The organism is Mycobacterium sp. (assembly GCF_035314905.1).
GTDB lineage: Bacteria > Actinomycetota > Actinomycetes > Mycobacteriales > Mycobacteriaceae > Mycobacterium.
In genome coordinates, this window is the sequence record NZ_DATFYW010000231.1 from 1 (window position 1) to 11453 (window position 11453).

Genomic DNA, 11453 nt, shown 5'->3' on the forward strand with positions numbered 1-11453 from the left:
GCGGCAGCGGGTGGCGATGGGTCGCGCAATCGTGCGCAATCCCAAGGCCTTCCTGATGGACGAGCCGCTGTCCAACCTCGACGCCAAGCTGCGCGTGCAGATGCGCACCGAGATCGCCCGGCTGCAGCACCGGCTGGGCACCACCACCGTCTACGTGACGCACGATCAAACCGAGGCGATGACGCTCGGCGACCGGGTTGTGGTGATGCGCGCCGGCGTGGCTCAGCAGATCGGCACGCCCCAGGAGCTGTACGACAAACCGGTCAACCTGTTCGTCGCGGGCTTCATCGGGTCACCGGCGATGAACTTCTTCCCGGCATCGCTGACCGATGTCGGCGTCAGCCTGCCGTTCGGCGACATCACGCTGACGCAAGAGGTCCACGACGTGCTCGTCGCGCACCCGACACCCAGGAAGGTGATCGTGGGTGTTCGCCCGGAGCACCTCGCGGACGCGTCGCTCATCGACTTGTATCAGCGGCTGCGAGCCCTGGTGTTCGAGGTCAGGGCAGAGATGGTCGAGTCGCTGGGCGCCGAGAAGTACGTGTACTTCACCGCGCCCGGGGCCGGGGCTCAGGCCGAGCAGCTCGCTGAGCTGGCCGCGGACTCCGGTGCCAGCGAAAACGAGTTTGTCGCAAGGGTTTCCGCGGAATCCAAGGTGACCAAGGGTCAGCCGTTGGAGTTGGCGTTCGACACCACCAAGATCGCGATCTTCGACGCGGACACGGGCGCCAACCTGACGATTCCACCGATGAGCGACTCGCGCGAAGAGCAAACGGCACCGATGAGCGACTCGCGCGAAGAGCAATCGGTGCAGCCACCGGAGTGACCGATGTCCTCGCCGCTGCGCGCGGGCATCTGCGCGCGCACTTCACGGACCTGGGCGTCACCGCCGAGCCCGACTCGGCCGGCGTGACATTCCTTGGGGTCCAACCGATCCACGTGCTGCGGTTCGGCCCCGACCGGCACGGCGCCGTCCACTACGTGTCACTCGGTGCGTCGCGGCACCCGATGGGCGACCCGGCCGCGGTCGCCGCCGATCCGGTGCACGGCCCGCGGGCCGAGGTGGTGGTCAGCCTGCGGCCGGTGGCCACCACAACCGGCCTGGCGCGCAGTGTGGCGGTGCTGGCCGCCGCGCCGGCCGTCGAGGGACTGGTCCTGACGGCCGACGCGCTCGTCGACCTCGGCGAGAGACTGTGGGCCGGCGGTCCGTTCAGTGCATTCCTGTTGGGGCACAGCGACATTGATGAACTGCCCGCCGACCCGCCGCGCGACCCGGTGGTGTTCGTGAAGGCCACGCCGATCACCGCGACCGAGGCGGCGTGGGTGCGGCTCAAGGGCGCCGAAGCGCTGCGCAGCGCCTGGGAACAGGACGGCGTCGACGTGCTCGACCCGGGCCGGCCCGCCGGCTCGCCCGGCGTCTAAAGCCAGTGGTTCCGCCGGAACGTGGTGTACAGGGACACGCAGATCAGCAGCATCACGCCCAGCACGATCGGATAACTCCACGCCCAGTGCAGCTCGGGCATCTGGTCGAAGTTCATCCCGTAGATGCCGGCGATCATCGTCGGCACCGCGGCGATCGCCACCCAGGCCGAGATCTTGCGCATGTCGACGTTCTGCTGCATGCCCACCTTGCCCAGCGCGGCCTGGACGAGAGAGCTCAGCAACTCGTCGTAGCTGGTGATCCGGTCCGATGCCTGGATGTTGTGGTCGAGCACGTCGCGCATGTACCGCCGCACCTCGACCGAGATCATGTCGTTGTGGTCGGTGCTCAGGCGCTGCAACGCGATCGTGAGTGGAGCGACGGCACGGCGCATCTCGACGACTTCGCGTTTGAGCAGATAGATGGATTCGATGTCGGTTTGCATCCGCGGCGAGAAGACGTCCTCTTCCATCGCGTCGATGTCGGTCTCGATGAGGTCTGCCACGCCGAGGTAGCCGTCCACCACGTGGCGCGCGATCGCGTGCATGATCACGTATGGACCCGGTTTCATCAGAGCGGGCGAGGCGTCCATGCGCTTGCGCACGTCGGCCAGCCCACTGTGCTCGCCGTGGCGCACGGTCACCACGAAGTCCCGGCCGACGAAGACCATGATTTCGCCGGTCTCGACGATCTCGCCGGCATTCGTTATCGACTCGTGTTCGACATAGTTCACGGTTTTCAGCACCAGGAACAACGTGTCGTCGTAGCGCTCGAGCTTCGGGCGCTGATGGGCGTGCACCGCGTCGTCAACGGCCAGTGGGTGCAGCCCGAACACGTCGGCGACGGCCTGCATCTGGTGATGGTCCGGCTCGTGCAGGCCGATCCAGACAAACGCCTGCTTGCCTTCCCCCTCCAGTTCACGCACCTTCCCCAGCGCCCCGGCGTGGGTGTATTTGCCGGGCATCCGTTGGCCGTCGACGTAGACGCCGCAGTCGACCATGGCCCGCGCGACGGGGATGTGAATCGACTTGGCGTCCGTCTCGGCAAGCCGGGCCCGCACGGCTGGTCGCAGCGGCGGCGGCAGCGCGCGAAACGATGGCATCGGGTCAATCTCCCGTCGCGGCGCAAGTCTGATCGAGCGTCGGTCAATGCTACGCGTGTTGCTGTCCAGACTGGGACCGGAGATTTCGGGGCGGCCGGGGTGCGCTAGTTTCGACCCCGAACCCATCCCTGCACCCGGACATTCTCACCACGAGGAGCAGCTGACGTGAGCACAACTCCCATCAAGGTCGCCGTCACCGGCGCAGCCGGCCAGATCGGGTACAGCCTGCTGTTTCGCCTGGCGAGCGGCTCGCTGCTCGGCGCCGACCGCCCGATCGAGCTGCGACTGCTCGAGATCGAGCCCGCCCTCAAGGCGCTCGAGGGTGTCGTGATGGAGCTCGACGACTGTGCGTTCCCTCTGCTGGCCGGCGTCCAGATCGGGTCGGACCCGACCAAGATCTTCGACGGTGTGAACCTCGCCCTGCTGGTCGGCGCCCGTCCCCGCGGCCCGGGCATGGAGCGCAGCGACCTGCTCGAGGCCAACGGCGCGATCTTCACCGCCCAGGGCAAGGCACTGGGCGAGGTCGCCGCGGACGACATCCGAGTCGGCGTGACCGGCAACCCGGCCAACACCAACGCGCTGATCGCGATGACCAATGCGCCGGATATCCCGCGCGAGCGGTTCTCGGCGCTGACGCGTCTCGACCACAACCGGGCGATCTCGCAGCTGGCCAAGAAGACCGGCGCCGCCCTCACCGACATCAAGAAGATGACGATCTGGGGCAACCACTCGGCCACCCAGTACCCCGACGTGTTCCACGCCGAGGTCGGCGGCGAGAACGCGGCCGCGGTCCTCGACGACCAGGCCTGGATCGAGGACTACTTCATCCCGACCGTGGCCAAGCGTGGCGCGGTGATCATCGAGGCGCGGGGCGCCTCATCGGCCGCCTCGGCCGCCTCGGCGACCATCGACGCCGCCCGCGACTGGCTGCTCGGCACCCCCGAGGGCGACTGGGTGTCGATGGCCGTCATCTCCGACGGCTCCTACGGCGTGCCGGAGGGGCTGATCTCCTCGTTCCCGGTGACCACCAGGGCCGGCGACTGGTCCATCGTCCAGGGCCTTCAGATCGACGACTTCTCCCGCGGCCGGATCGACAAGTCGACCGCCGAGCTCGCCGACGAGCGCAAGGCGGTCACCGAGCTGGGCCTGATCTGAGCCAAGCCCGTAGCTGGCTTCAGGACTGCGCACAGTACCCTGAGGCCGTGTTCGAAATCGTGCCGCAAGCGGTGAAAAGCGCCCCGGAGAAATGCCCCCAGGTCGTCGTCGCAGACGATGAGATCTTCGAGGCTCACGTCGGTGGGAAGCTTTCCGTACAGCTGAAGGCCCCGCTGGACACCCGGCGCGCCCTGTCGATCGCCTACACCCCGGGCGTGGCTCAGGTCAGCCGCGCGATCGCCGCCGATCACACCCTGGCCGCCCGCTACACCTGGGCGAACCGGCTGGTGGCCGTGGTCAGCGATGGCAGCGCGGTACTCGGCCTCGGCGACATCGGCGCGGCGGCGTCGCTGCCGGTGATGGAGGGCAAGAGCGCGTTGTTCAAGGCGTTCGGCGGCTTGGACTCGATCCCGATCGTGTTGGACACCAAGGATCCCGACGAGATCGTCGAGACCCTGGTGCGGCTGCGGCCCACCTTCGGCGCCGTAAGCCTCGAGGACATCGCCGCGCCCCGCTGCTTCGAGATCGAGCGCCGCGTCATCGACGCGTTGGACTGCCCGGTGATGCACGATGACCAGCACGGCACCGCGATCGTCGTGCTCGCCGCGCTGCTGGGCGCCTCGAAGCTGCTCGACCGCGACATGAGCGCTCTGCGGATGGTGATCTCCGGCGCGGGAGCGGCGGGCGTCGCGTGCGCGAACCTGCTTCTTGCCATGGGCATTTCAGACATCACCGTGCTCGACTCGCGCGGCATTCTGCATCCCGGCCGCGACGGCATGAACAGCGTCAAGGCCGAGCTGGCCCAACGCACCAATCCCTCCGGTCGCACCGGCGGCATGGTGGAGGCGCTCGACGGCGCCGACGTGTTCCTCGGGGTGTCGGCGGGTCTGGTTCCAGAGGAGCTGATCGCCACGATGGCGCCCGGCGGGATCGTGTTCGCTCTGTCGAACCCGGACCCCGAGATCCATCCCGACGTGGCCGCCAAGTACGCGGGGGTGGTGGCCACCGGCCGCAGCGACTTCCCGAATCAGATCAACAACGTGCTCGCCTTCCCCGGGGTGTTCCGTGGCGCGCTGGACACCGGGGCCCGAAGGATCACCGAAAAAATGATGGTGGCCGCGTCCGAGGCGATCTTCTCGGTGGTCGGCGACGAGCTGGCCGCCGATCGGATCGTGCCGAGCCCGCTGGACCCCCGTGTCGGGCCCGCGGTCGCCGAGGCGGTGGCGATGGCGGCCCAGATAGAGGTGTGAGGCGATATCGGCTGGCCCCGGTACTGGTCCTGGCGCTCGTCGCGGTGCTGGTGGCCGCCGCGTGTGCCGGCCGCCGTGGTGCAGGCGAACTGGTGGTGGGGTCCGGGCCGGACGCCGAGTCGGCGGTGCTGGCGGAGCTCTACGCCGGCGCGCTGCGGTCCTACGGGGCGCCGGCCCGCGTCGAGTCGGCACCCGATCCGCTGACCCGGCTGGACACCGGCGCATACCAGGTGGTGCCCGGCCTCTCCGGCCGGCTGCTGCAGACATTCCAGCCCGGCGCCACGGCGGTGTCCGACGAGCAGGTTTACCGCACGATGGTGGCCGCGCTGCCCGAGGGCGTTGCCGCCGGCGACTACACGCCCGCCGCGCAGGACACGCCCGCCGCAGCGGTGACCGAAGCGACCGCGACGGCATGGGGCGGTCGCGATCTGACCACGCTGGTGCGGCACTGCCCGCAGCTGGCGATGGGGACGGTGGCCGGCGCCGGCCTGCCCGCTCGCGTCGGCGGATGCACGCTGCCGCAGGCCCGCGAGTTTCCCGACCACGCAGCGCTTTTCGACGCGCTGCGGGCGGGTCGGATCAGCGCGGCGTGGACCACCAGCGCCGATCCTGACGTGCCGCCCGACGTGGTGGTGCTGGCCGACGGGCAGCCACCGCTGGTGCCCGCCGAGAACGTGGTGCCGCTGTATCGGCGCAACGAACTCGGCGAACGCGAGGTGCTGGCGCTGAACGAGGTGGCGGGCGAATTCGACACCGCCGCGCTGGCCGACATGCGGCGGCAGGTCGCGGGCGGCGCCAGTCCGCGCCGGGTCGCCGGGGCCTGGCTGGCGGCCCACCCGCTGGGCCGGTAGGAGCGGGTGATATCGCATGCGCTATCACTTTTGCGATTCATGTCACAAAAGGCAGAGCGGTGCTGGTGTGGCGGATGTGGCCTGTGGGACCCGAGGTGATTAACGGGCCGGCATCGCCCGTGCCGCCACGGCCGCGAACAGCCGCTGGTACCCCGATCCGGTGACGCGCACGATCAGGTCGAGCACCTTCGCATCGGTACCCACCAGAACGCGCGCCTTGTTCTTGCGGACCCCGTCGAGGATGATCCGCGCGGCCTTCTGCGGGGACGTGCCGGCCAGCTTCTTGTCGAACGTCCGCGCCAGCTCGTCCTTGTTCAGGCCCTCCACCGCAGTCATGTTGCGCACGATCGCGGTCTTGATCCCGCCGGGGTGCACCGTGGTCACTTTCACCGGATGACCCGCAAGGACCATCTCCTGGCGCAGCGCCTCGGTGAACCCCCGCACCGCGAACTTCGCCGAGTTGTAGGCGGCCTGGCCCGGCACCGAGAACAGGCCGAAGACGCTTGAGATGTTGATGACGTGGCCGTCGCCCGATGCGATCAGGTGCGGCAGGAACGCCTTGGTGCCGTTGACGACGCCCCAGAAGTCGACGTCCATCACCCGCTCGATGTCCTTGAACTGGCTGACCTCGATGTCACCGGCGAACGCGATGCCTGCGTTGTTGTAGATCTGATTAACGACGCCGAAGTGCTCGTTGATTGCGTCGGCATACGCGATGAACGGCACACGTTCGGTGACGTCGAGGCGATCGGCCTTGACCGCGGCCCCGATGGCCTTCACCCGCTCTTCGGTGCCGGCGAGCCCCTCGGTGTCGACGTCGCTGATCGCCAGCTTGGCACCCGACCGGGCCAGCTCGATGGCCAGCGCCTGGCCGATGCCCGAGCCTGCCCCGGTGACGACGGCGACTTTGCCCGCGAAGCCTTCCATGAAGACCCTCTCTAGCCGAACGCCTCGTCGATGATCTCCTGCTGCTCGACCGCATGCACCTTCGACGAGCCTGATGACGGCGCCGACATCGCCCGCCGCGAGATCCGCTTGATGTTGGCAAGCGGATCCGGGAGCACCTCGGGCAGGGCCAGGCCCACCGTCGGCCACGCGCCCTGGTTGGCCGGCTCCTCCTGAAGCCAGAAGTAGTCCTCGGCGTTCGGGTAGCGATCCAGCGTTTCCTTCAGCCGCCGCTTCGGCAGCGGGGCCAGCTGCTCGAGCCGCACGATCGCGACGTCGGCCCGCTGGTCCTTGGCCTTGCGCGCGGCCAGTTCGTAGTACAGCTTGCCGCTGGTCAGCAGCACCCGGCGGACCGTGCTGCGATCGCCGTCGCCGTCCTCGTAGGTGGGTTCCTCGAGCACCGAGCGGAACTTGCGCTCGGTGAAGTCCGCCACCTCGCTGACCGCCGCCTTGTTGCGCAGCATCGACTTCGGCGTGAACACGATCAGCGGCCGGCGGATCCCGTCGAGGCCGTGCCGGCGCAGCAGGTGGAAGTAGTTCGCCGGGGTGGAGGGCATCGCGATCGTCATCGAGCCCTCCGCCCACACCTGCAGGAACCGCTCGATGCGGGCCGAGGTGTGGTCGGGCCCCTGACCCTCGTGGCCGTGCGGCAGCAGCAGCACTACGTCCGACAACTGGCCCCACTTCGCCTCCCCGGACGAGATGAATTCGTCGACGATCGACTGGGCGCCGTTGACGAAATCACCGAATTGGGCTTCCCACAATACGATTGCCTGCGGGTTACCCACCGAGTAGCCGTACTCGAATCCGACTGCGGCGAACTCCGACAGCGGCGAGTCGTAGACCATGAACTTGCCGCCGGTGGGGGTGCCGTCCTCGCTGACCGTCAGCCGCTGCAGCGGCGTGAATTCCGCGCCGGTCTTGCGGTCGATGATCACCGAGTGCCGCTGGCTGAACGTGCCGCGGCGGGTGTCTTGGCCGGACAGCCGCACCGTCTTTCCTTCGGCCACAAGCGATCCCAGTGCCAGCAACTCGGCGAACGCCCAGTCGATCTTGCCGTGGTAGGCCATCTCGCGACGCTTCTCCAGCACCGGCTTGACTCGGGGATGCACGTTGAAGCCCTCGGGCATGTCGACGAACGCGTCACCGATGCGGGTCAGCATCGCCTTCTCGACAGCGGTCGACAGCCGCGCGGGGATCATCTGGTCCGACTCGACCGACTCGCTCGGCTCGACCTCGTGCTTCTCGAGCTCACGGACCTCGTTGAACACCTGCTCGAGCTGGCCCTGGTAGTCGCGCAGCGCGTCCTCGGCCTCTTTGATCGAGATGTCGCCACGGCCGATCAGCGCCTCGGTGTAGGTCTTGCGGACGCCGCGTTTGGTGTCGATCACGTCGTACATCGCGGGCTGGGTCATCGACGGGTCGTCGCCCTCGTTGTGACCGCGGCGGCGGTAGCACAGCATGTCGATGACGACGTCCTTCTTGAACTTCTGCCGGAAGTCCACCGCCAGCCGCGACACCCACACGCACGCTTCCGGGTCGTCGCCGTTGACGTGGAAGATCGGCGCGCCGATCATCTTCGCCACATCGGTGCAGTACTCCGATGACTTGGCGTCGCTCGGCGACGTCGTGAAGCCGATCTGGTTGTTGACGACGATGTGGATCGTGCCGCCGGTGCGGTAGCCGCGCAGCAGCGCCAGGTTCAGCGTCTCGGCCACCACTCCCTGCCCGGCGAACGATGCGTCGCCGTGCAGCATCAGCGGCATCACCGTGAAGCCGTCGTCGCCCTTTTCCAGGATGTCCTGCTTGGCGCGCACCAGCCCTTCCAGCACCGGGTCGACGGCCTCCAGGTGCGACGGGTTTGCCGTCAGCGACACCGCAATGTCGTTGTCTCCGAACATCTGGATGTAGTTTCCGGTGGCGCCGAGGTGGTATTTCACGTCGCCGGAGCCGTGCGCCTGCGACGGGTTCAGGTTGCCCTCGAACTCGCTGAAGATCTGTGAGTACGGCTTGCCGACGATGTTGGCCAGCACGTTGAGCCGGCCGCGGTGCGGCATGCCGATGACCGCCTCGTCGAGGCTGTGATCGGCGCCCTGGTCGATCACCGCGTCCATCATGGGGATGACGGTCTCCGCGCCTTCCAGCGAAAAGCGTTTCTGCCCAACGTACTTCGTCTGCAGAAACGTCTCGAACGCTTCGGCGGCGTTGAGCTTGCTCAGGATGTACTTCTGCTGTGCGACCGTCGGCTTGTCGTGCTTGACCTCGATGCGTTCCTGCAGCCACTTCTGCTGCTCGGGCTCGAGGATGTGGGTGTACTCCACACCGATGTGGCGGCAGTACGCGTCGCGCAGCAGGCCGAGCACGTCGCGCAGCTTCTTGTACTGTGCCCCGGCGAACCCGCCGACCTTGAACACCCGGTCCAGGTCCCACAGCGTGAGCCCGTGCGTCAGCACGTCGAGGTCTGGGTGGCTGCGGAAGCGGGTCTTGTCCAGCCGCAGCGGGTCGATGTCGGCCATCAGGTGGCCCCGGTTGCGGTAGGCGGCGATCAACTCGATGACGCGGGCGTTCTTGTCGCCGATCGGGTCGGGATTGTCGGTGCGCCACCGGACCGGCTCGTACGGGATGCCGAGCTCGTGGAAAATCTCGTCCCAGAAGTCGTCGGAGAGCAGCAACTCGTGCACGGTGCGCAGGAAGTCGCCCGACTCGGCGCCCTGGATGATGCGGTGGTCGTAGGTCGAGGTCAAGGTGACCAGCTTGCCGACGCCCAGCTCGGCAATCCGCTGCTCGCTCGCGCCCTGGAACTCGGCGGGGTACTCCATCGCGCCGACCCCGATGATCGCGCCCTGCCCGCGCATCAGCCGCGGCACCGAATGCACGGTGCCGATCGTGCCGGGGTTGGTCAGCGACACCGTCACACCGGCGAAGTCCTCGGCGGTCAGCTTGCCGTCACGGGCCCGCCGCACGATGTCCTCATAGGCGGCGATGAACTGGCCGAACCGCATCTTCTCGGCGTTCTTGATGCCGGCGACGACCAGCTGGCGGTTGCCGTCCTTGCCCTGCAGGTCGATCGCCAGCCCCAGATTGGTATGTGCAGGCGTGATGACGTTGGGCTTGCCGTCCACCTCGGCGTAATGGCGGTTCATGTTCGGGAACTTCTCGATCGCCTGCACGATCGCGTACCCGAGCACGTGGGTGAACGAGATCTTGCCGCCGCGGGTGCGCTTGAGGTGGTTGTTGATGACGATGCGGTTGTCGATCATCAACTTGGCCGGGATCGCACGCACGCTGGTTGCGGTCGGCACCTCCAGGGATGCCGACATGTTCTTGACGACGGCCGCGGCGGCGCCGCGCAGCACCTGCAACTGGTCGTCCGGCTGCGTCGAAATCGCCGGTGCCTTCGCCGGTGCCTGGGCCGGAGCCGTCGCCGGCTCGCGCCCTTCTGCCTTGGGTTTCTCGGCCGGCACCGCCTGAGCGGGCGGCTCGACGGTCTTCTCCGCCGGCGCCGGGGTGCCGGGCTGCCCGTTGCCCGCCGGTTCCGGCGAGTAATCGACGAGGAACTCGTGCCAACTGGGGTCGACCGACGAGGGATCGTCCCGGAACTTCCGGTACATCTCCTCGACCAGCCACTCGTTCTGCCCGAATGGGGAAGGTGAACTGCTCACAGCAGTTGCTCGCCTCGATTCATCTGTCCAGCAAGCGTCGTCGCGGCGCTCGCCCACCCTGTCAATCGCATGGGGACGGTCCCTGCTGTTTCCGCCGCCTAAAAGGCTAACGCCTCGGTCATCCGGCGACCACGAGAGCAGGGTTTCCCGGACCCGTCATTTCCAACAGTACGTCCGTTATGTGAACGTGTCAGGCGGTGGGTCTAATCCGGGATGCGGGCGGGACGGCAGCACGTGCAGCGAGACTGGCCACCGGCTCGGAGCGGGGCCGAACGCCTTGCGGGCGTTGGCGATGATCTTCCGGCCCATCATCCTGTTGCCGCCGCCACCGACGACGGCGCCGATGCCCATCGGCAGCATCTTGCCGAGCATGATGGTGCCGCGCCGCAACGCATACCGCCGGACGAAGTACTTCAGGAGCCGGTTGTTGAGTTGTGACACCGCGGGCAGCGGAAGCGAGGCCGCCGACTCGCTCAGCCAGGCGCCACGGGTGCGGCCCGGGCCGACGAGGTCGGCGATGGCGCGCTTGCTGTCGTCCCCGACCAGCACGGCGAGCACCAGGGCCCGGCGCAGTTCGCGGTGCTGAGCCGGGATGGCGTGCACCTCGGCGACCGCCAGCACGAACACCGCGGTGGCCTCGAGGAACACGACGGTCTCGCCGGCGACCGCGGACAGCGCGGCAAGGGTGCCGATGCCCGGCATCGCCGCCGCGGAGCCGACCGCCACACCGCTGGCCATGACCGCGGCGAGGTAGCGCTTTTCGAGCTTGGTGATGATCTCGGTCGGCGACGCGTCGGAGTTCGCGCGGCGAAGCCGCCGCACGTAGGCCTCGACCGCCGGGGCCTGCACCCGGGCGCTGCGCTCGAGGATCTGCGACAACGCCCGCGCGGCCGCGCTGGGGTTGTCGTCGGCCGTGGCCGGCAGCGGCGGCGGGCTTGATCCCCGGCGTGCGGCGTTCATAGTGATCCTTCCTGCGTTCGAGCAGTGCCCTCCAGGCTAACCCGATCTTGACCGGCGGCCCGGGGGCCGCCTCGAGTTGTCCCGTGCGGCGCCAGTTTGTAGCGTCGC

9 protein-coding genes are annotated in these 11453 nt (G+C 68.1%); 5 read left to right on the forward strand and 4 right to left on the reverse strand.

The genetic code is table 11. From position 1 onward, the window contains the following. On the forward strand, nucleotides 1-826 hold an 826-nt coding region (locus VKG81_RS20030), incomplete at its 5' end, for an ABC transporter ATP-binding protein (protein WP_414685344.1). After that, nucleotides 823-1422, forward strand: a complete 600-nt coding sequence (locus VKG81_RS20035) for a suppressor of fused domain protein (protein ID WP_324398471.1) — start codon at nucleotides 823-825, stop codon at nucleotides 1420-1422. The genes VKG81_RS20030 and VKG81_RS20035, both read left to right, overlap by 4 nt. On the opposite strand, the gene corA is transcribed toward VKG81_RS20035, so the two are convergent. After that, nucleotides 1419-2522, reverse strand: a complete 1104-nt coding sequence (corA, locus tag VKG81_RS20040) for a magnesium/cobalt transporter CorA (RefSeq protein ID WP_324398472.1) — start codon at nucleotides 2520-2522, stop codon at nucleotides 1419-1421. The two genes, VKG81_RS20035 and corA, sit on opposite strands and share 4 nt — an antisense overlap. A gap of 165 nt (nucleotides 2523-2687) precedes the next feature. Here corA and VKG81_RS20045 point away from each other — a divergent pair, with 165 nt between their 5' ends. Genes VKG81_RS20045 through VKG81_RS20055 form a run of 3 tightly spaced genes read left to right on the forward strand, consistent with a single transcriptional unit; the run spans nucleotide 2688 to nucleotide 5778 of the window. Then, nucleotides 2688-3677: a malate dehydrogenase gene (locus tag VKG81_RS20045; protein ID WP_324398473.1), complete on the forward strand. Its 990-nt coding sequence runs from the start codon at nucleotides 2688-2690 to the stop codon at nucleotides 3675-3677. A gap of 47 nt (nucleotides 3678-3724) precedes the next feature. After that, the gene (locus VKG81_RS20050; protein WP_324398474.1) at nucleotides 3725-4927 is read left to right on the forward strand and encodes an NADP-dependent malic enzyme; all 1203 of its coding nucleotides are present in this window, start codon (nucleotides 3725-3727) and stop codon (nucleotides 4925-4927) included. Continuing rightward, a complete protein-coding gene (locus VKG81_RS20055; protein ID WP_324398475.1) occupies nucleotides 4924-5778 on the forward strand; it encodes a glycine betaine ABC transporter substrate-binding protein in 855 nt (284 codons plus the stop codon). The genes VKG81_RS20050 and VKG81_RS20055 overlap by 4 nt, the downstream gene beginning before the upstream one ends. 99 nt (nucleotides 5779-5877) lie before the next feature. Here the strand turns inward: VKG81_RS20055 and VKG81_RS20060 are convergent, their stop codons facing one another. From VKG81_RS20060 to VKG81_RS20070, 3 genes are all read right to left on the reverse strand, one after another. Then, nucleotides 5878-6705, reverse strand: a complete 828-nt coding sequence (locus tag VKG81_RS20060) for an SDR family NAD(P)-dependent oxidoreductase (protein ID WP_324398476.1) — start codon at nucleotides 6703-6705, stop codon at nucleotides 5878-5880. A gap of 11 nt (nucleotides 6706-6716) precedes the next feature. Further along, nucleotides 6717-10334, reverse strand: a complete 3618-nt coding sequence (locus VKG81_RS20065) for a multifunctional oxoglutarate decarboxylase/oxoglutarate dehydrogenase thiamine pyrophosphate-binding subunit/dihydrolipoyllysine-residue succinyltransferase subunit (protein ID WP_414685346.1) — start codon at nucleotides 10332-10334, stop codon at nucleotides 6717-6719. Between the two features lie 228 nt (nucleotides 10335-10562). After that, entirely contained in the window at nucleotides 10563-11345 is a 783-nt protein-coding gene (locus VKG81_RS20070) for a hypothetical protein (RefSeq protein WP_324398478.1), read from the reverse strand. Between the last annotated feature and the right edge of the window lie 108 nt (nucleotides 11346-11453).

Bases quoted from the DNA above. Each gene is read 5' to 3' on its own strand.
- corA (WP_324398472.1), bottom strand. From the start codon at position 2,522: ATGCCATCGTTTCGCGCGCTGCCGCCGCCGCTGCGACCAGCCGTGCGG.
- VKG81_RS20060 (WP_324398476.1), bottom strand. From the start codon at position 6,705: ATGGAAGGCTTCGCGGGCAAAGTCGCCGTCGTCACCGGGGCAGGCTCG.
- VKG81_RS20065 (WP_414685346.1), bottom strand. From the start codon at position 10,334: ATGTACCGGAAGTTCCGGGACGATCCCTCGTCGGTCGACCCCAGTTGG.
- VKG81_RS20070 (WP_324398478.1), bottom strand. From the start codon at position 11,345: ATGAACGCCGCACGCCGGGGATCAAGCCCGCCGCCGCTGCCGGCCACG.